Annotated in this window: 19 protein-coding genes and 1 pseudogene; 7 read left to right on the forward strand and 13 right to left on the reverse strand. The window is 57.3% G+C overall.

The genetic code is table 11. The annotated features are described in order from the left end of the window. Positions 1-20: 20 nt before the first annotated feature. From ndk to ACUVSA_RS06535, 6 genes and pseudogenes are all read right to left on the reverse strand, one after another. Positions 21-437, reverse strand: coding sequence for a nucleoside-diphosphate kinase (ndk, locus tag ACUVSA_RS06510; RefSeq protein ID WP_445894213.1), 417 nt, complete (start codon positions 435-437; stop codon positions 21-23). 484 nt (positions 438-921) lie between these two features. Then, positions 922-1299 (reverse strand): cytochrome c3 family protein, encoded by a 378-nt coding sequence (locus ACUVSA_RS06515; protein ID WP_445890473.1) that lies wholly within the window; start codon positions 1297-1299, stop codon positions 922-924. Between the two features lie 77 nt (positions 1300-1376). Beyond that, complete coding sequence (locus tag ACUVSA_RS06520) at positions 1377-1619, reverse strand: hypothetical protein (protein WP_445894214.1); 243 nt, start codon at positions 1617-1619, stop codon at positions 1377-1379. Then, positions 1594-1908, reverse strand: a complete 315-nt coding sequence (locus ACUVSA_RS06525) for a universal stress protein (protein WP_445890472.1) — start codon at positions 1906-1908, stop codon at positions 1594-1596. The genes ACUVSA_RS06520 and ACUVSA_RS06525 overlap by 26 nt, the downstream gene beginning before the upstream one ends. A 701-nt stretch (positions 1909-2609) precedes the next feature. Beyond that, positions 2610-3956, reverse strand: a pseudogene (locus ACUVSA_RS06530) ((Fe-S)-binding protein). A gap of 34 nt (positions 3957-3990) precedes the next feature. After that, the gene (locus ACUVSA_RS06535) at positions 3991-4134 is read right to left on the reverse strand and encodes a hypothetical protein (protein WP_445890471.1); all 144 of its coding nucleotides are present in this window, start codon (positions 4132-4134) and stop codon (positions 3991-3993) included. 569 nt (positions 4135-4703) lie between these two features. On the opposite strand from ACUVSA_RS06535, the gene ACUVSA_RS06540 reads away from it, so the two are divergent. The 5 genes from ACUVSA_RS06540 to ACUVSA_RS06560 all read left to right on the forward strand — a co-directional run bounded on the left by ACUVSA_RS06540 (position 4704) and on the right by ACUVSA_RS06560 (position 9347). Continuing rightward, the gene (locus ACUVSA_RS06540; RefSeq protein ID WP_445894215.1) at positions 4704-4865 is read left to right on the forward strand and encodes a hypothetical protein; all 162 of its coding nucleotides are present in this window, start codon (positions 4704-4706) and stop codon (positions 4863-4865) included. After that, positions 4862-5698, forward strand: a complete 837-nt coding sequence (locus ACUVSA_RS06545) for a methyltransferase (protein ID WP_445894216.1) — start codon at positions 4862-4864, stop codon at positions 5696-5698. Before ACUVSA_RS06540 ends, ACUVSA_RS06545 begins: the two co-directional genes overlap by 4 nt. A gap of 521 nt (positions 5699-6219) precedes the next feature. Further along, a complete protein-coding gene (locus ACUVSA_RS06550) occupies positions 6220-7002 on the forward strand; it encodes an anthranilate synthase component II (protein WP_445890469.1) in 783 nt (260 codons plus the stop codon). Between the two features lie 18 nt (positions 7003-7020). Then, a complete protein-coding gene (gene pabB / locus ACUVSA_RS06555; protein ID WP_445894217.1) occupies positions 7021-8433 on the forward strand; it encodes an aminodeoxychorismate synthase component I in 1413 nt (470 codons plus the stop codon). Beyond that, entirely contained in the window at positions 8430-9347 is a 918-nt protein-coding gene (locus ACUVSA_RS06560) for an aminotransferase class IV (RefSeq protein WP_445894218.1), read from the forward strand. Before pabB ends, ACUVSA_RS06560 begins: the two co-directional genes overlap by 4 nt. A gap of 106 nt (positions 9348-9453) precedes the next feature. Here ACUVSA_RS06560 and rfbD read toward each other — a convergent pair whose 3' ends face one another. From rfbD to ACUVSA_RS06585, 5 genes are all read right to left on the reverse strand, one after another. After that, positions 9454-10332 (reverse strand): dTDP-4-dehydrorhamnose reductase, encoded by an 879-nt coding sequence (gene rfbD / locus ACUVSA_RS06565; protein ID WP_445894219.1) that lies wholly within the window; start codon positions 10330-10332, stop codon positions 9454-9456. Between the two features lie 36 nt (positions 10333-10368). Next, a complete protein-coding gene (gene rfbC, locus ACUVSA_RS06570; RefSeq protein WP_445894220.1) occupies positions 10369-10920 on the reverse strand; it encodes a dTDP-4-dehydrorhamnose 3,5-epimerase in 552 nt (183 codons plus the stop codon). Between the two features lie 41 nt (positions 10921-10961). Continuing rightward, positions 10962-13637 carry a valine--tRNA ligase gene (locus tag ACUVSA_RS06575; protein WP_445894221.1) on the reverse strand — a complete coding sequence of 892 codons (2676 nt, stop codon included), beginning with the start codon at positions 13635-13637 and terminating at the stop codon, positions 10962-10964. Between the two features lie 38 nt (positions 13638-13675). Further along, positions 13676-14635, reverse strand: a complete 960-nt coding sequence (locus ACUVSA_RS06580) for a hypothetical protein (RefSeq protein WP_445890463.1) — start codon at positions 14633-14635, stop codon at positions 13676-13678. A gap of 222 nt (positions 14636-14857) precedes the next feature. Next, entirely contained in the window at positions 14858-15937 is a 1080-nt protein-coding gene (locus tag ACUVSA_RS06585; protein ID WP_445894222.1) for a deoxyguanosinetriphosphate triphosphohydrolase, read from the reverse strand. 24 nt (positions 15938-15961) lie between these two features. On the opposite strand from ACUVSA_RS06585, the gene ACUVSA_RS06590 reads away from it, so the two are divergent. Together ACUVSA_RS06590 and lptG are read left to right on the forward strand one after the other, a co-directional pair. Further along, the gene (locus ACUVSA_RS06590) at positions 15962-17122 is read left to right on the forward strand and encodes an LptF/LptG family permease (RefSeq protein WP_445894223.1); all 1161 of its coding nucleotides are present in this window, start codon (positions 15962-15964) and stop codon (positions 17120-17122) included. After that, a complete protein-coding gene (lptG, locus tag ACUVSA_RS06595) occupies positions 17119-18195 on the forward strand; it encodes an LPS export ABC transporter permease LptG (RefSeq protein WP_445894224.1) in 1077 nt (358 codons plus the stop codon). The genes ACUVSA_RS06590 and lptG overlap by 4 nt, the downstream gene beginning before the upstream one ends. 25 nt (positions 18196-18220) lie before the next feature. Here lptG and ACUVSA_RS06600 read toward each other — a convergent pair whose 3' ends face one another. Together ACUVSA_RS06600 and ACUVSA_RS06605 are read right to left on the reverse strand one after the other, a co-directional pair. Beyond that, positions 18221-18586, reverse strand: coding sequence for a response regulator (locus ACUVSA_RS06600; RefSeq protein ID WP_445890458.1), 366 nt, complete (start codon positions 18584-18586; stop codon positions 18221-18223). 51 nt (positions 18587-18637) lie between these two features. Then, on the reverse strand, positions 18638-19855 hold the full coding sequence (locus tag ACUVSA_RS06605) for a glycosyltransferase family 2 protein (RefSeq protein ID WP_445890457.1): 1218 nt from the start codon (positions 19853-19855) through the stop codon (positions 18638-18640). Between the last annotated feature and the right edge of the window lie 34 nt (positions 19856-19889).

Genomic DNA, 19889 nt, shown 5'->3' on the forward strand with positions numbered 1-19889 from the left:
CCTCCTTGAGATCGATCGTTCTAACGCATGAGTTCCAGTTCACTGAAAAAGAACGCGATTTCCTTGGCCGCCGTCTCCGGCGCGTCAGAGCCATGGACCGTGTTCTTTTCCACATCCAACCCGTAATCTTTGCGAATGGTTCCCTCAGCGGCCTGCGCCGGATTGGTGGCGCCCATGATTTCACGGTTGCGTTGAATCACATTGGGGCCTTCCAAGACCATGACCACCACGGGTCCCGAAGACATATAAGAAGTGAGGCTGTCAAAGAAAGGCCGCTCCTTGTGCACGGCATAAAAGGCCTCCGCTTCTTTCTTGCTCAGGGAAAGCCGTTTCATGCCCACGATGCGAAACCCTGCGCTTTCAAAGCGCCCCACGATGTTGCCCACAAGACTCCTTTGCACACCGTCCGGTTTGATGATCGATAATGTCCGTTCCATCCTTGCAGGTCCTCCTTCGATTCTGAGTTTCGGCAGCTGGCCGGCGCCGTAAGGGGGTCCACCGGAACCAGGATACAAAGCCCGTGCGCCCTGTTTTCACGGCGGCACCACGACCATCCTGAAAGGCCGTTAGAGAAGGCAAACTTCGGCCGCTTACGGCGTTGTCATTCGCTCCAATGATTGGGCCGTCAACCGGCGAAAACACGCTCTCGGAAGGCCTCGAAGGGGGCCGTCCGAGAACCCCTTCCTATAGGACTTTAGGAGCGCCGCAACCCGCGACGCCTGATCGCGCCTTGCGGCGCTCCTACACAATGAAACGAAAACGGCCTTGAAAAGCCATTTTCGAACACGCTCCTACTGCTTTGCCCACAAGGAAATGTCAAGGAGAATCCAAGGAGTCTTCACGCCCCGTGTTCGATTTTTGCCTTGACCTTGACGAAAGGCGCCGAATGACGGGGCAACGGCATCGGCCAAGGCTTACGTCTCAGCGCACATGGCACTGGCCGCACATGACAGGAAGGTTTCGCCCCTCACGGGCGTGCAGGCGCTCATGACACGACAAGCACTGGTCATGAAAAGCGCTTTGAAGAGGCACAGGGTTGGTCACAGATAGGTTACCATGGAAGTCGGCGCATTTCTGGCCTTCGCTGCCCTTGTTGACACCATAGGCATCGTAGTCGTGATGGCACCGCGTGCACTCCACCAGCTGGGCATGCGTTTCATGGGGAAAGGAAACAGCCGGCCGCTGCACGGCTTTCCCGCCGCCTTTCTCGAAGACGATCACCTCGTCCTGACACCGCGCCCACGTTCCTAAAAACACCGCGATACAGCACACCACAAAGATTTGAGCACCCCGTCTCATGAAACCTCCTGCCGTTTTGCCTGGATCACGCCGCTCTTCGAGATGGCTTTTTCTTGTAACCCGTTTTCGCCTTCCTGTTACATCGTCTTTCGTCTTCGCTTTTTGGATCGCCCGTGTTCCTCGGCTTTTTCCAGAGCCAGCCGTTGCTTAGGAGAAGTCACAATGGAGACCTGACAAGGTGCGCGCAGGGATACCTCCTGAGCGTTTTGGCCTAGATGGGACTTTTCCAATTCCAGGGGTGCTTTAGGATCGTGGAGGGTGTAAGGGCCAATGACAATCAGGTCCACCTTTTCTTTACGCGCCAACCGACAGATTTCCATCCAAGGAATCCCCCGCCCGCATTTTCACCCGCACATTGGGTGGATCTTCTCGTTCAATGCGAATCAGGTAGTACTCTCGAAGTTTTTTCTTGAGTTTCTCAATGACTTCCGGTCCCGCCCACGTTTCACCGTCTTCGGTGATCACGTGCCCTGAATACCTGTGCCGGGACTCCAACACATGGAGGATGATCAGTTCCGCTTCGGACCGCTCCGCAAGATCCAGTGCCGCGGCAAAGGCGTAATCCGAACTGGCGTAGAGATCGGCGCAAAAGAGTATCTTTTGATACATGCTCCTCCCTCCCTTCGTTCCCAAGGTCCCCCATGCCCGGAGCTCACGGATGGTTTCACTAGGGCCCGGCCGATTCGTTCCTTGAAGCCTTCTCTGACACGCCACCGGTCGGTTCTAGAATGTTCTCCGCGGGAATGGCGCGAGCCGCCATAGCCCATCGCAGCCCGCGGAGCTCCCTACCCCTCCAGCGTAATAAAAGCGCTCAGTTGTTTCCACACACCAAAACGCACCGCCGTGCGAAACGCCGATGCCGGACAAGCGCTGGGGCTTGAACGGATCCAATTTTTTCTCACACCCTATTTGAACCATTTCGAAATGCCCGGATAGGCCACTAAGTCCTTTTTCCATTGTTCGTTCGTGCTCACACGTCTCACATGCCGCGATGGAAAAACCAAGCCCTCGTGCATTCCGCACCTTCTCAGACAAGCGATCGCGCGGGCTTCAGGGGCCGAAAGCAGTCCGAAAATGGCTTCGCGCCGGCCCTTCGGCTCAATGCTGAAGGCGCGTCGTCGCACGAGGCGATTAAGCGTCGCGGCGTGCGCCGCTCCCAGCAAAGGATGCTAAAACGGTCTTCCCACATTTTGCCCGAGAATGCCTTCCCTCAAACCTTCACACCTGTGGATTGAACCGCGTTGGCTGGAAGCAGGACTGCCCGAGAGGACCTTTCCTCGCACCTTCACACACCAGGCGCGCCGGCGCCCCTAGGCTTCCCGTTCGGCCTCTTGAAGCTCTTCTGGTTGAGATTTTTCCGGAACCACCATCAATTCACAGATGATTTCTTTGAACGACATGACCTTGACACCCAGCTGGTATTCCTTGTTGAGGTCACTGAGTTGATCGAAGCAGTTGTGACACGGGGCAATGACGATCTTTGCCCCGGTGGCTCGAATCTGTTCGGCTTTCACACGCCCTGAGGCCATGCGGCGCGCTTTGTATTCCGACCCCATGGGAATGTAGCCGCCTCCGCCGCCGCAGCAATGGTTATGGTCCCGATTGGGTTGCATGTCCCGAAAGTCTTCGGCCAGAAATTGCACCAGCTTCCGCCCCTCTTCCCACAGGCCGCCGTTGCGGGAGGCGTTGCAGGGGTCCTGATAGGTCACAGGTTCCTTCAATCGCTTGGCCGGATCGATGCGAATGCGGCTGTCTCGAATGTACTCATAAAACAGCTGCACTGAGTGCACGATGGGCACCGGCGGCTTGCCATCGGGGTAACCCGCCAGATAAGGGCCTTCAAAAAGGGCCGAGCGGTACGCGTGGCCGCATTCGGTAATGAGAATGGCCTGCACACCCAATTCCACCGCCTTTTCGTACATGGTGCGCACCACCTGTCCGGCCAAAGCTCGATCACCAGCAAACATGGGCAGATTGGTGCAGTCCCCTCCCGTGGACGGCATGGTCCAGTCCTCTTCGGCCACGGTAAGAATTTTGGCGGCCATGGCCAAGTCCTGAGGGTAAAACATGGGCTCTCGAGGGTTGACCGTGTACATGTACTTGGCCCCTTTTTTGTCGATGGGGATGGTCACTCCCTTGATTTCATCCCGGCTTTCCTTCGCCATCCACTCGCAGGTGTCCACAAAGTCTTCGGTGCTCATGCCCATTTGGTTGCCCGTTTCTCGGTAACTGACCACGGCTCGAGCCAGCCCTTGGGGGGTGATGCCCTGGGAATAGAGAATGGTTCGCGTGGTGGCAGTGAGGGTGGCCACATCGATACCGAAGGGGCAAAAGATGGAGCAGCGCTTGCACGTGGTGCATTTTCCCCAGACAATCTCCGCGCATCGATGCAAAAAATCCCAATCCACCCGGCCCTTGCGCCGGTACAGTTCCCCGAAGGTAGCCTTGAACTTGTACGCCGGGCTCAACCGAGGGTTGCGGCTATGGGCCAAATAAAAAAAGCAGCTTTCCGCGCACAGGCTGCATCAGGAACAGGTGCTGAGCCAGGTGCGAATGCGCGTTCCGTTATTGGCAGCCAAGAGTTGTTGTATCTTTTTTACGTCTACAGGACGCCCTTCAACCTTTGCAGGTTCCGCAGTCGCCGCTTGATTACTCATTTTTTTCGCTCCACCCTTCAGACAGTACTTGGTCTTACCACGCTCTGGCCCCACGCCGCGCCCCCATCTCAAAGCCGATGAAGGCACGCGCAAAGAAAAACTGCACCATGTGCCCCAATTTGGTGAATGGAATGAGGACGAGAAGAACTTCTCCCGAAAGGACATGCAAAACCATCATGAGATCGGAGGGTCCCCTCCCACAAAAGATTATGTGCTGAAAGGAAAAGAGGCACCGCCAGCAGCCCTACGTGAAACAGAACAAAGACGGCACTGAACACCGGTTGCGAGCCCATGGACGCACTTGCCCCCGGCACGAGCCAGTGTATGATGGACCTGAACGCCCACCGCCAGTCCATGTGGTTGTAAAACACGCGATCCCGCCCCGGCTGAGCCCATAAAGAAAGGCCAGCCGCAATCCAAGACCCCCCAGAAAAACAATGAACGTCACCCACAGCGCCGGTCCCGTCAAAAACGCATACCACGTCCGCATACTGCATCCTCTACCGTCTTCTGAGTCCCCATCTGTTGCCAAAGCGGTTCGCGCTCACCGGCTCGGCTTCCTGGATTTCCACGATGGGTCGAGCCTGCCTGAAACCCATGGACAGAATCCTTAAGAATCTGCTAGGCAATGTCGGCTTTTGCCTCCACCATACACAAAATCGGCCGAACATTAACGGCAGCGAGAGGGGCCGCCAAGAGTGCCCGGTTATTTTGTGCATTTCTGAACTCGATGCATGGAGTGGGAACATGACCAACCAGCATGGGGATCCTTTGGACGAGGTGCGACACTTCATGAAAAGCCGCGTGATCCTATCCGCGGCCCAACTGGACCTTTTCACCCTACTGGATCGCAACCCTTCCTCGGCGCAAACGCTGGCTCAGACCACAAAAGCCGACCTCGGGCTTTGACCCGTGTTCTTGACTGCCTGGTCACATTCGGCCACTTGACCAAAACGGACGACATCTATGCCTTGACGGACAAAGGCGCTCTTTTCTCGTCAGACCACCCAGACTCGGTGCTGCCCATGGTGCTGCACCTCACTCATATTTGGCAGAACTGGCATCATTTGACGGAAACGGTTCGCCGAGGAACAAACCCACATCGGCAATCCGTTGTCCATTCGGGAAGCGAGGCCTTGACGGCCTTCATCGGTGCCATGCATGTAGTGGGAAAAAATCTTGCGCGCGACATCGCAGCCTCTTTGAATCTTTCGCCTTTCAAACAGCTTCTGGACATCGGCGGCGCCTCGGGCACCTACACCATCGCCTTTCTGGAACGTCAGCCGTCCCTTCGGGCCGTGATCTACGATCTTCCCGAAGTGCTGCCCATGGCCCAAAAGCGTCTTGAAGCCCACAGCCTTTTGAATCGAGTGCGCCTGGTGGCAGGGGATTTTTACAAGGATCCTCTGCCGACGGGATGTGACCTGGCCCTTCTTTCGGCCATCATTCATCAAAACAGCCACGAAGAAAACCTGGCTTTGTACCGAAAAATTCACGATGTTTTGGAACCTGGCGGCTGCCTATTGATTCGCGACCATATTATGGAACCTGACCGAACTCATCCTCCTGCCGGAGCGCTTTTCGCTATCAATATGCTGGTCAATACCCAAGGTGGAGACACCTACACCTTTGAAGAGACAAAGGCGGCCCTTCAAGAAGCGGGTTTCCGCACAGTGGCGTGGGTGCGCAAAGGCCCTCAGATGGATTGCCTCGTTCAGGCTTTTGTCTCAGATCATGCCTGAAAATGCTGTGCGCGGGTTCTTGGGCGCGGATCACAGCTTTCCTCGCCGATGCTTTTGAAGGAACGCTCTTCCACCTGTCCAGAAACTCTAAAATCGCGAGGATGCGGTCCCTGCGTGAAGCCCTTCGCGGGAAGGCCAAAACAGGCATTCTGGGGTGAACTTTTAAGAAAGGCTTGAGAAAAGCTTCCGAGGAAAATACGGATTTGGGCATTGACGAACAAAGGGCAAAAAGGGCATAAAGGAAAGTGAGGTATGCCAGGCGAAAGCCACCCAGCCTCACGGCGGGTGGCTTTTCTTCTTTTTAGATAAAACAACAGATGCCCGGGAGCGTGTTGGCCCGCGCCTTATTTCCCCAGACGGGTGCGTGCGTCCCACCGTGGTGACCGCGTTCTCGCGGTGCGGGATATGGGCGCAGGCCCCCAAGAACCTCCCCGACAACCAAGGGGCCGTAACGTGCCCTTTTCGGCCGAAACGCCCAGCGTGCCCATGGCGGGCCCGCTCTGAGAAGTCAGGCAAAACCGATGCGCCTCGTTCTCATCGACAACTACGATTCCTTTACCTACAACCTCTTTCAACTCTTTTATGAATTCGAGCACGTGGAGGTGCTGGTCTACCGGCACGACACCATCTCTGTTGCGGCCATTGCGTCTTTGTCCCCGCACTGGATTGTCATCAGCCCCGGTCCGAGATCACCGGCCCATTCCGGCATCAGCAAGGCTGTGGTTCGAACCTTCGCGGGACGCGTGCCCATCTTGGGTGTGTGCCTCGGCATGCAGGTGATCAATGAAGTCTATGGCGGATCCACGCTGCGCGCTCCTGTGCCCGTCCACGGAAAGCGCTCTTGGGTGCATCACGCGGGCCTGGGGCTCTTTCAAGGACTGCCTTCCCCCTTTCGCGTCGCCCGGTACCATTCTTTGCAATGCCAGGTGGCCTCCACGGATATTCAAGAAACCGCCTGGGCCGAAGACGGCGTCGTGATGGCGTTGCAGCACAAAAATCTTCCCGTATGGGGCGTGCAGTTTCATCCGGAATCTTTTCTTTCCGAATATGGGCTGGAAATCGCCGCACGGTTTCTCGCCTCCCATGAGGCCTTTTCCCCTTCCCTTTGCGCAGAACGTGCTTCCAATGCTCGATTCCCTCGATGGCTCGACGCCACGGACCCCGATTCCCAACACAGCTTCGGCACTCGGTGGACGAAAATGGGGATGAACTTTTCGCTTTCTTCATCAAAATCCCTTGGACGTTCCCCGCACCCTTTTCGTATGCATGAAAGGTCAAGGCCTCAAGCCTTGACGAACTCATGATCTCTGAGGGATCCGCCGATGGTTTTGGAAGACATGGTGCGGGGTACAGTTCGAGGTGTACGGCTCGCGAAGGTCTTTCACCAAGAAACCGATGCCTCGTTTCTGGAAAAAGTCGCTCCTTTGATGCGCACTTCGTACGGCGCGGTGCTTTTGAGCGGCACCGATTTGGACTGCGCGCGCCATTCCATGGTGTTCTGGAATCCGGTCCTTATGATGTCCTCAAAAGGCCAACGCGTCACGCTCACCACGGCCGAAGGCCACCTCATCGAGGAACGGCATCCTCTGGAAGCCCTTGACCGGCTTCTCGACGCCACACGCCCCCATTTTCCCATGCTTGTGGAACCCTTTTCCGGCGGCCTTGTGGGTTACCTTGCCTATGAACTGAAAAATGTGTTGGAAGTGCTTCCACAAACCGCCGCCGATGATCTGGAACTCCCGGAAAGTCTTTTTTTTCTTCCGCAAGACTTCATGGTCTTTGATCGCCTTACGGGAGAAACCCTGCACCTGACCTTGAAAACAACGGCATTGGCGCCCATACCACGGCCTGCGATGCCGGCCGTTGCCCACAGGCTGGTTTCTTCTGGTGAAGACGGCGATCTTCACAGCGATTTTTCGCGTAACGAATACCTCAACGCCGTTGCTCGCATCCGCCGCTATATTCAAAACGGCGATGTGTACCAGGTTAATCTTTCCCAGAGATTTTCGGCATCTTTTCACGGCGATCCCTGGATCCTTTGGACGCAGCTCTTTCACCGAAACCCTGCGCCCTTTTACGCCTATCTGCACCTTCCGCATCACCACATCCTTTGCACGTCCATGGAACGATTTCTGTGTCGGCGCGGCGACACCCTCGAGACACGTCCCATCAAGGGCACACGGCCCCGCGGCGCCAGGGCCGATGAGGACGGCGCCATGCGCGAGGATTTGTGCACCAATCCCAAGGACGATGCCGAACTGTCCATGATTGTGGATCTGTTGCGCAATGATCTGGGCCGTGTCTGTCAACCCCGTTCCATTGTGGTGGCTGAGCACAAGCGGCTTGAAGGCTATGCCAACGTGTGGCACCTGGTGTCCATCATCACCGGAAAACTGCAACCTGGTGTTTCCGCGGGGCAGATTTTTCGCGCCACCTTTCCCGGCGGCTCCGTCACGGGGTGTCCCAAGATTCGAGCCATGGAAATCATTGACGAACTGGAACATCACGTGCGCCACGTCTACACGGGGTCCATCGGCTACGTGGGCTGGCACGACACCATGGACATGAATATCGCCATCCGCACGGCCATCCTTAAAGACAGCCGCCTCTATTTCGCCGTCGGCGGCGGTGTGGTCTTTGATTCCGAGGAAAGCGCCGAATATGAGGAAACGCTCCACAAGGGCCGGACCCTGTTTCAGGCCATGGCTCAGCACCAAGAGGAGGTTTGCCGGTGAACGGTGAGGCCGCTTCACCCACGCGCCGGATTGTGTGGTGGAACGATCGTTTCGTGCCGGAAAAAGATGTTCGGCTTTCTCCTTTCGACCGCGGCTTCCTCTTTGGAGACGGCCTTTTTGAAACCCTTCGCGCCGATGACGGCCGGCCTCTTTATGTGGCCGATCATGTGCAACGCCTCGGTGAGGCCGTCCGGCATCTTCGCCTTGAGGAGGCAAGCGGAGAAAGCGCATCCAGGTCGCTCCTTGAGGCGCCCTGGGTGTGGCGCGATCGCATCGCCAAACTTCTCGCAAGAAACGGACTGCAACGCGGCCCGGCCCGCATCAAGATTATCATCAGTCGGGGTGTCGTGCCAGGATTGGGGCTTCCTCGGCCTGCCGCCCTCACACGGCTTATCCTGGCCGAACCCTACATGCCGCCTTCCCTTGAAGACTACGCTCGCGGATGGACCCTGCGCACCTTGCGACACGGCTGGACACCGCCCACGGCGTGCTTCAAAAGCCTCAGTTATCTCTTTTATTTGTGGGCCCGGCAGGATGCCGCCGATGCGGGCTGTGACGAGTCCCTCGTATACGACAAAGACGGCCGCATCGCCGAAACGGCCACCGGGTCCCTTGTGTTCCTGAACGAAGGCCGCTGTGTGGTGTCCGCAAGCCCTCACCGCCTCAAAGGCACGGCGGAAGCCCGCGTGGTGGCTCTGTTTCGTGATGACGGCTGGATTGTGAAAGAAGAGGACCTTTCGGCAGAAAACCTCGCCCGATTTGACGCCCTGTGGATGACCAACGCTCTTGTCGGCATCATGCCGATTCGCGCCATTGACGGCCGACCACTGCCTCGGCTTTTTCGTTCCCGGGCAGCCCGGTACCGGGACCTGTTCTTTCGCCGCGGCGCTGAGAATTCTTTGGCCACGATGTAAGCGTTCAACAATTTTGTGCTCCACCGATGTGTCCTCAAAGAAAAGACCCGCCCCCTCGCGGTGGAAATATCCGTACCGGCGGATGGGCGTCTTTTTCAGCGGCGCCTCAGCAGGAAGGGGGCTGTTCCAGTTCCTGAAGCATGCGTCGCAGGGCTTCGCGCCAATGCTCGGGAGATCGGGGCCACAGAGACCAGGCGCTGTGCTTATCCAGGACACTGTAGGAGGGACGCCGCGCCGGTGTGGGATATTCTTCGGTGCGAATGGGGCGCACCCACACCCGTTTTCTCCGTTTGGGCCGGGTTTCCTCTTCCACCGCCACGGCGAAATCATACCAGGAGGCAACTCCAGCGTCGGTGAAATGGTAGATGCCGGAAGGCACGCGTTCTCTTTGGAGGAGCGCCCACAGGAAATCGGCCAAATTTGCCGCCCATGTGGGTGTCCCCACCTGATCGCTCACTACGCGCACCTCGTCCCGTTCCTCAAAGAGCCTCAGCATGGTCTTGACGAAATTGGCTCCATGGCTGGAATAGAGCCAGGCGGTGCGCACAATGGTGCATCGGTCCCGAAGGACCTCAAGGGTCATCTTCTCTCCGGCCATTTTACTGGCCCCGTAGACGCTCAGAGGGTTTGGGGCATCGTCAGGGCTATACGGCCTGGAAAGGGTTCCGTCAAAAACAAAATCCGTGGATATCTGAAGAAGATGCGCTCCGTGCCGCGCGCAGGCCTCCGCCAGTAGCCTCACGGCATCGCGGTTGACCGCATAGGCCGCCTCAGGCTCTTGTTCCGCTCGATCCACGGCGGTATAAGCGGCGGCATTGACCACCACGTGAGGACTATGGTCCGCAAACATGCGCGCCACATGGTCCCCTTGCGTGATGTCCACTTCCGGTAGATCCACCCCCACCAGACGAACGGATTCCGGACATGAACGGCGCAATTCCCAGCCCAGTTGGCCGAAAATGCCTGTAACCAGCACTGTCTTCATTCAGGTGAAATCTCCTGGAGCCGTCCTGCGCGAGCCTCAGTCGAAAAGGTCCGCGTGAGCCAGAACCACTCCCTGCGCATCCTTTGGGGACAATAAAGGAACCTCCCCACGGCTCAGCGGCCATGCGATGTTCAGTTCGGCGTCATTCCAGAGCACGCAGCGTTCGTGTTCCGGCGAATAGTAGTCCGTGGTCTTGTAGCACACTTCAGCCCACGGCGATAAAGCCAGAAAGCCATGGGCAAAACCCGCGGGAATGTAGATCTGTCTTTTGTTTTCCGCCGATAAATGCACACCGACCCATCGACCGAACGTGGGCGAAGATCGGCGCAGGTCCACAGCCACATCAAAAATTTCGCCCACCACAACCCGCACCAGCTTTCCTTGAGCTCGAGGCGCGATTTGATAATGAAGGCCCCGAAGCACACCGCGGTGCGATCGAGAATGATTGTCCTGCACAAAATCCTCAATCAGGCCCAGGGACTCTAATGTCTTTCGATTGTAACTTTCAAAGAAAAAGCCTCGATCGTCCTCGAACACCCTGGGTTCTAACACAAAGACATCGGAAATGGCCGTAGGAATGCGTCGCATGCGTGGCCTAGACGTCGTGAGGTTATCTTTAGAGCCCGCCTTCAACCTTGAGCCGCTTCGCGCACCAAGGCTTCCACGCGGTCTCGGTTGGCTTTCAATTTCCCCAGTTTTTCACCGAGGCGTTCCGCCTTTTCTTTTTCCTTGGCCACCACGTCGGCGGGAGCACGCCGCAGAAAGTCTTCATTGGCTAGCTTTTTGCGCGTCCCTTCCAGTTCCTTTTGAATCCTTCCGATTTCCTTTTCCAACCGCTTGGCCTCGCTGTCGTAGTCCAAAACCCCTTCAAGGATCACATAGGCTTCCACGCCTTCCGAAACGGTGCCTGCAGCCAACCGGGGTTTGGATAATTCGCCATGGAATCCCACGGTCACGGAACTTAATCGGGCGAGATCCATGAGCATCTGTCGATTCGTTTCCAGAAGATCCCTTTCCGCAGCAGTGGCACACAGGCACACGGCCTTCAGGCGCACGCCAGGGGCGATGTTCATTTCGCCGCGAATGTTGCGCAACCCTGTGATCACGTCCATGAGCAGGGCCATGTCCTTTTCCGCCTCAGCATCCGCCCGCCACGGCTCTTTAGCCGGAAAAGCCGCTTGCGTCAGAATCTGTGCCGATCCGGAAAACCTCTGGAACAATTCTGCCGTGACGAAAGGCATCACCGGATGGAGCAGCACCAGGAGGTTTTTCAGCAAGGTCGCGGCGATGGTTTGGGCCAACACCTTGGTTTCGGGGTCTTCACCGTACAGGTCAGGCTTGATGACTTCCAGGTACCAATCACAGTACTCATGCCAGAAGAATTGATAAAGGTTCTGGGCATACTGGTTGAAATGATAATTTTCCAGGGCTGTTTCCACCTGGTGCAGCACCCACTGGAATCGACTGAGAATCCATCGATGCGCCAGCCGGGTCGGCCGCTCCGGAATGCGCTCCAGCAAAACGGCTCCTTGGATGTTCATGAGCACGAGTCGCGAGGCGTTCCAGATCTTGTTCACGAAATGGCGGTAACCTTCGATGCGCTCTTCGGAGAGCTTGATGTCTCGGCCTTGAGCGGCAAAGGCGGTGAGGGTGAAGCGCAGCGCGTCGGTCCCGTATCGGTCCATCATGACCAGAGGGTCGATGACGTTTCCCTTGGACTTGCTCATCTTCTGGCCCTGAGCGTCCCGCACCAGGGCGTGAACGTAGACGTCGCGAAAAGGCACATCCTTCATGAAATGCAGGCCCATCATCATCATGCGGGCCACCCAGAAAAAAAGAATATCAAAACCGGTAACCAGCACCGAGGTCGGGTAAAATTTTTTTAATTCCGGTGTCTTGTCGGGCCATCCCATGGTGGTGAAGGGCCACAGGGCCGAACTGAACCAGGTGTCCAGCACATCGTTGTCTTGGTGCAGTTCCGTGCTCCCGCAGCTGTGGCACGCCGTCGGGTCTTCCACGGCCACTGTGACGCCTTGGCACTGAGCGCAGTACCACGCGGGAATGCGATGCCCCCACCAGATCTGGCGGCTGATGCACCAGTCTTCGATGTTTTCCAGCCATTGGAAATAGTCTTTTTCCCACTTTTCGGGAATAATGCGCGTGCGGCCGTCGCGAACCGCCGCCATGGCTTCATCGGCCAAAGGTCGCGTTTTGACGAACCATTGCAAAGACAGCATAGGTTCAACGGAGCTCTTGCAACGGTAACAATGCCCGACGCGGTGTTCATGGTCTTGGACCGCCACCAGGTAGCCGCCCTTTTCCAAATCGGCCACCACCTTCTTTCGGCACGCGTAGCGGTCCAGGCCCTGGTACCGGCCGGCTTCGGCTGTCATGATGCCGTCTTCGCCGATGACGCGGATGAGCGCCAGGCCGTGCTTCGACCCGATTTCAAAGTCATTGAAATCATGGCCGGGTGTGATTTTAAGGGCGCCGGTGCCGAATTCTCGGTCGACATACGGGTCGGCGATAACGGGAATGGGCCGCTGCATCAAGGGCAGGATGACGGTCTTTCCGATAACATGCTGATACCGTGCATCCTCCGGATGCACAGCCACGGCCGTATCCCCCAGCATGGTTTCGGGGCGCGTGGTGGCCACGGTGACAGCGCCGGATCCGTCCGCCAACGGATAGCGAATGTGGTAGAGGCGCCCGGCGGTGTCTTCCCCTTCCACTTCAATATTGGCCAGGGCCGTCATGCAGCGAGGACACCAATTGATCATGCGGTGGCCTCGGTAAATGAGCCCCTCTTGGTAAAGCTGCACAAAAACCAAGCGAACGGCACGGGACAAACCTTCGTCCATGGTGAAATGTTCTCGAGTCCAGTCGCAGCTGGCACCCAAGCGTTTCAATTGCCGAATGATGTAGTCCCCGTAGGTTTGCTTCCATTCCCAGACCTTTTCCAGGAACTTTTCCCGACCCAAATCGTGTCGGGACAGGCCTTCCTTGGCGATCTGGCGTTCCACCACATTTTGGGTGGCGATTCCCGCGTGGTCCGTGCCGGGAACCCACAGGACTTCAAAACCTCGTTGCCTCTTGTAGCGGCACAAAATGTCCTGGAGTGTGTTGTTGAGCGCATGGCCCATGTGGAGCTGCCCTGTCACGTTGGGCGGGGGTATGACGATGCTGAAGGGAGGCTTGGATGTTTGCGGATCGGCTCGAAAACTCTGATTGGTCACCCATGCGTGAACCCAACGCGCCTCGACCTCACGGAACTCATACGCCTTCGGTAACGGCTCGTAACTCATCAAAAGAATCCCTCCACCCTTTCCGTCGCCTCTCGCTCTTAGCCCAAGATCTTGCTCAGCCGTTCGATCTCTTCTTGTAACACCCTGCGCACAACAATAGGCAGCTGTTCCTGCACCGCCTTTTGCACCATGATCTGCAGCCTTTTTTCCAAGATATCCACAATCGGTTGGAACATGGCCGGCCGTTCTTCCATGATTTTCTCCTCGGCAGGTTCGGTCAATGTTAGGGGGTAACGTTCCATGGCGTCGGACACCAGGCCCATCGCCCCCGCCACCTTCTCGGGTACGGATATTTCGCGAGCAAAGTCCTTTTCGGCAAAAATCCCCGCCGCACCTTCCACTTCCCCGTCAACCCCTTCTTCCATCGGCGCGGCCGAAGCCGCATCGCTTATCACGTCCTCGAACGCCTCCAGCGTTTCTTCTTTGGCCACCGTGTCTTTGAGCACGGCGTTCAGTTCCGCATCCGCATCCCACACTTCCGTTTCCAGCGGCTTAGGCTCCTCCCCCTCATCGGTTTCATCCCACAGCGCCTCTTCCTTCGTCACCGCCGAAAGCCCCCCCTCGTCTTGAAGCTCTCTTGCCCCTTCCTGATCTTCAGTAGCCAAAGTCTCGGGTTCTCGTTCCAACGGCTCTTCGGGTTCACCGAGTTTTTCGTCGAAAAATCCTTCATCCAAGGGTTCGCGCGCACGTTCCGCCGCTTTACCCGAAGGGGCCAATTCGACCGTCACCTCTTCTTCATCGAAAAGGGACTCGTCACCCTCAAGCTCATCCATAGCAGATTCCAGGTCGTCTAGATCCGAAAGGCCCTCTTCCAAATCGGGAAGGTCCTTGAGGCCGTTTTCTCCCTCATCGACCACCTCGTCCAGTTCCAAAACCTCCTCGTCTTCATCGCCAAGGGACGGGCCTAGGTTGTCAATCTCTTTAAAGAGATCGCCGAGGTCGTCGGTCGCCTTGCCGGGGCGAACCTTTGCGTCATCCTGTTTCTTGGGATTTTTCATGGCCCCTCCTTGTGCTGCTCACGCCTCGAAGCAAAGCCTGCACCGCCATGCCGATGCCACGGCGTCGGTGTTCCCGTCGAGGTCTGTGAAAAAATCACGCAAGCGTTAGCACGGTGAAAAATTGAGTGTCAAGGGATTCACAGGTTTTTCTCGCGTTCGAGCCTTTCAGCTTATGATCGGCCCCATGACCCTGCCGTGCCTTTGAGGATCCGCCGGCCCCTTCTACAGGCGCATCCATGGGCGAGGAAGAAAAATCTTTTTATACAGGTCCAGAGCGTACCGATCCGTCATTCCGGCAATGTGATCGCAGACCTGCTGAGCCCGCGACACCCGCGGGTCCCTCTGCCCCACCTCGCGCCGGAACAGGTCCTTGTCTCGAAGCAGCACCGCATAAAGATCCTCAAGGATCTTTTGCACCCTTTGAAACTCTTGGCGAATGGTTTCCAATTCATATACCCTTTCAAAAAGAAAGGCGCGAAGACGCTCCACCAGATGCAAAACGGGCTCGCTCATGCAAATCTCTTTCAAACCCTCCGCTGCACTGGCCGTGATCACATCCTCCACCAGCGTGTGAATCCTTTGAGCGTGCGTGTCCCCGAGCCGAAAACGGATGGGCTCCGGAAGGTCCTGTGGGGACAACACGCGGGCACGGATGGCGTCGTCCAAATCGTGATTGAGGTAAGCCACGATGTCGGCCACGCGCACCACCTGACCTTCCAAGGTCACAGGCCTCTTGGCGGGCTCCGTCAGTATGGGATGGGTTTTGCCCTTGGAATGTTTGAGAATGCCGTCCCGCACTTCAAAAGTGAGGTTCAGACCTCGGCCCCCTTTTTCCAGGCAATCCACCACGCGCAGGCTTTGTTCATGGTGCCGAAAGCCTTGAGGATGGAGCTGGTTCAACACGCGCTCTCCCCCATGGCCAAAGGGGGTGTGCCCCAGGTCGTGGCCCAGGGCCACGGCTTCAATGAGGTCCTCGTTCAAAGCGAGGGCTCGGCCGATGGTGCGCGCGATTTGCGACACTTCAAGCGTATGGGTCAAACGCGTGCGGTAGTGGTCGCCCGTGGGCGAGAGAAAAACCTGGGTTTTGTGCTTAAGGCGCCGAAAGGCTTTGGAATGCACGATGCGGTCTCGATCCCGCTGATAAGCGGTACGCAACGGGCACTCGGGGTCATCGGGCCGCACACGTCCTCGAGTGTTCACGCTTTTTTGCGCCTGAGGAGCCAGAAGATCAAACTCCCTCGCTTCCAACCATTGGCGCACGGTGGCAAAATCGCTTCGAGCCGTCTTTTCGCCTTTGGGCATTGACCACCTCTAAGGCTTTGAGTAATGAGGGCGGTGCAGGGACTGTGGCTTCGAACCACCGCTTGGAACCTTGCTCAAAAGGGCGCACAACGCACGATGGGCTGGACACTCTACCGGTACGTAATCCTGGAACAGCTGATTCCAGCGTCCCTATGTTTCCTAGGCCTGGTCATGATCCTGGTCACGGGCCGCCTCATGCAGTTCCTCCAGTATTTGACCGCCGCTTCCGTGTCCGCGGCAGACATCCTCACTGTCATGGCCTTGGCCCTCCCCAAGATGGTCCTCTACGCCTTGCCCATGGCTAATCTCATGGGCACCGTTTTGGCCTTTGTACGCCTGAGCGCCGACAACGAAATCGTCGCCCTGCGCAGCGCAGGCATCAGCTTTCGCCAGATGGCGCCGGCAGTGCTGACCCTGGCTCTGGCCTTGACCGCTATGTCCTTTTACACATCCACTCGGCTCCTGCCAACCGCCAATCGGGAACTCAAAACCACGCTGAAATCCCTCAGTCGAGCCGTCATTCCAGCCCTGCTGCGGGAAGGATGTTTCATTGACACTCTGCCCAACATGGTCTTTTTCTTTCACCATGTGGACGCCTCGGCGCACACCGTGCGCGGTGTGCTCGTTCACGATGCCCGCAGCCCGCAGACCCGTGTGACTATCACCGCTCGAGAAGCCGTGATCCGCGAAAGCTTGGACGGTAAGGAGGTGGTCTTGCACATTCAGGACGGAATGCTCTCGCGCATGGGCACAGATCTCAAGACAAGTCAAACCATTACCTTCCAAAGCTACGACCTGGTGCTTTCCCTGGACGCGCTCCTGGGCACGGACAGAGAAGTGTCCTGGAAAAGGGGGGAAATGAGCATGGAGGAACTGCGGTCGACTCTGGTGCAAACCCACGACCGACGTTATGCGCTGGAATGGCACAAGCGCCTGGCCCTTCCCTTTGCCAGCCTCGTTTTGGGAATGGCCGCCGCTCCATTTGGTGTCCTCTTTGCCCAGGGCCGTCGCATGACCGGGATCACGTTGGGTATCGCTTTGTTCCTCGCTTACTATCTTATGCTCTCCGCCGGCAATGCCCTGGGAGAACAGCGCCTGCTACCGGCCGCTGTGGGGATATGGCTGCCCAACGCGGTGACCGCCGCTGTGGCTGTGTGGCTCTGGGTGAAAGCCCATCGCCGATGAAAATCCTGACGCGTTACGTGCTGAGACACTTTGCCGCCGTTTTCGCCGTGGCCCTTTTCGGCTTTGGAGGTGTTTACCTTGTAGTGGATTTTTTCGAGAAGCTGGATGACATTCTTGAAAAAAAAGCGGCCGCATTGGACGCCGTCCTTTATTTTGCTTACAAGGTGCCGGCCATTCTCGTGCAAGGCATACCCGTGGCCGTTCTTTTGGCCACCCTCATCGGATTGGGGCTTCTGCAAAGAAATCGAGAAATCATTGCCTTGCGGGCCGCCGGGCTTCGAGCCTGGGTTTATGCCGGCCCCATGGTTATGAGCTCCCTGGCCCTGGCGTTCGTGACCTTCACGGCCGGGGAAACCCTCGGGCGGTCCTTCACCCGCAAGGCCGCCGAATTGTGGCAGCAAAAGGTCGAAAAAAAGGACGTGCAGCTTGACTTTTTGCAGGAAAATGTGTGGTATCGTGGGCAGGGCTTTTTCCTGCAGGCCAGAACCTACGATGCCTCGTCAAAGATCTTTCACGGCGTTTCCGTTTTCTACTTGGATGAGCATTTCCATCTGCGCATGCGGCTGGACGCTCAGCGGCTCGTTTGGGCCGAATCTGGATGGCGGGCCGAAAAGGGAACCGTGCTGGCCTACGAAGACGGCCTGGCACGGCATCGGCCTTTTCAGCACATGGACGTCCCCTTGACCGTGCATCCACAGGATCTGGCCGTGGCGGCGGCCCTTCCGGAAGACCTTCGCTGGGACCAACTGTACGGCTATATAAAAAGGCTCATTGCTGAAGGCTACGATGCCGTGCCCTATCGCGTGGAACTGCATCTGCGGGTCGCCACCGCCTTCGCGGCGCTGATCCTCGGCCTCATCGGCGTGAGCCTCGGATTGCATTTGGGACACCGCACCGGAATCGCGCTTGGCATCGCGGTGGGCCTGGGACTCACCTTTGCCTATCTGGTTCTTCTCCAAGTGGGGGCATCCTTTGCCCGATCGCAAATGCTTCCCCCCGCCTTGGGGGTCTGGATGCCCAACGGGCTTTTTGCCGCCGTGGGCGCGGCCCTGTGGGTGCGCGCTCCCCAGTGAGGCCGAAAGCCCCTTTGGGGCGTTTTCAGCCGGGCAGCTGGGTTTCCAGGGCCATGGCAATCTTTTTCTTGAGCTCGGTTAAGTCAAAGCTTTTCACGACGTAATAATCGGCGGCAATGGATTTGGAATCTTCCTTGAACGTGTCGTAGGCGGTGGAAAGGATCACCGGCAGATCGTAAAACCGGCTGCGAATATCCTGAAGCAGGTCCAAACCGTCATAGTCCACCATCTTGATGTCCAGAATCACCAGGTCCGGCTTTTCCTCCTCAATCCGCTCCAACAGCTTGTAGCCGCTCTCCGCCGTGATGACCTCGTAGCCCGCATCTCGAAGCTCTTCCGAATAGAGCAGCCGAATGTGCTCTTCATCGTCCACCACTAAAATCTTGGCCATGGGATCCCTCCTGCCGCAAACGAACGCGCCGTCCAACCCCGGCGCCCGGAGTCACGAAGGCCATCTTTCCACCAGGTACGGCTTGGATTCTTCAAAGATGGCGCAGGTCTGTTCCACGTAATCTTCGGCCTGCTGCACGGACAGCCGTTCCGTGCGTTTAACGAAACCCACCACCTTGCCCAAATACAACGGCACCAAGGAATCCAACAAACGCTCCCGCTCCGCCGCCGTGAAACGCCGGTAGGCGCAGGCCGTGTCAAAAAGGAGGGTCGCCCAGGTTTGACTGGGAAAGGTGAACTGTTCGTAAGGCATGCGTCGAATTTCTTCCAGCTTGTTCATGGTCACGGAATCCAACACTTGACGCCACGTCGCTTCGTATTCTCGAAAGCCTTCCAAAAACCGCTGATGCAATCTCATGGCGTTGATCTCCACCAAGGGTGGCGAGTCCATTTCCTGGCCGTCCAGATTAAACAAGGCCGTCGGCTTGCTCCATTTGACCCGTTTCCAAAAATCCGCATGGGCTTCCATCTGGTCAAAGAGAGCGGCCAACACATGGCGAAAACGGCTGCCTAGTTGAGTGAAAGGATCCTTGGGTCGGTGTTTCTTGGGGGCCCCGATGATGGTCTGCCAGACGGGAGCCCGCGAGGTGAGGGCGACACCCGCCATCCAGACATCAATACCGCTGCCCTCCACGGCTTCGGACCATGCCGCCGCTTTGAGAAAGCCGGCCGCCATGTCGCCGCGAAAGGCACAGTCTCCAGCATCGGGCTGCCGCACGCGACGACCGTACAGGCATCGAAGCATGGGATAGACGATGGCGGAAGTGAGGGTGCTTTCATACTTATGGCGCATGTAGAGCGGCGTCACATAGGCCGCCCCTCGAAAAATGGGTTCAAGGAACAAGGGCACCCACATGGGGGTGAGGTTGGTGATGTCCGCTTCCAAAATGAGCACAGCGTGAGGGTTGAGGGCCGTGATTTTTTCAAAGAGCATGCGCAGGTTGGCCCCCTTTCCGCGACGATGAGGTTCCGTGGAAAGATAGATGCGCGGTACGTCTGTCAGTGCGTGAAAGAAGACGTCCCGCGTGCCGTCCATCGAGGCGTTGTCGCAATTGATGATGACCGACAAGCGATCCGGATAATGGGCTCGAAGGCCTTGCCCCACGATTTCCGCAACCCGCCCAATAAAGGCCGCTTCATTGAACGTGGGAATTGCCACCACGATGTCCACTTGTTGCACACCCTGAGGGTTTTCTTCCACGGCGATCATTGTCCGCTCCGTTGCGTCGAGGTCCCTTCCATGA

The sequence above is a fragment of the Desulfosoma sp. genome, assembly GCF_052743555.1.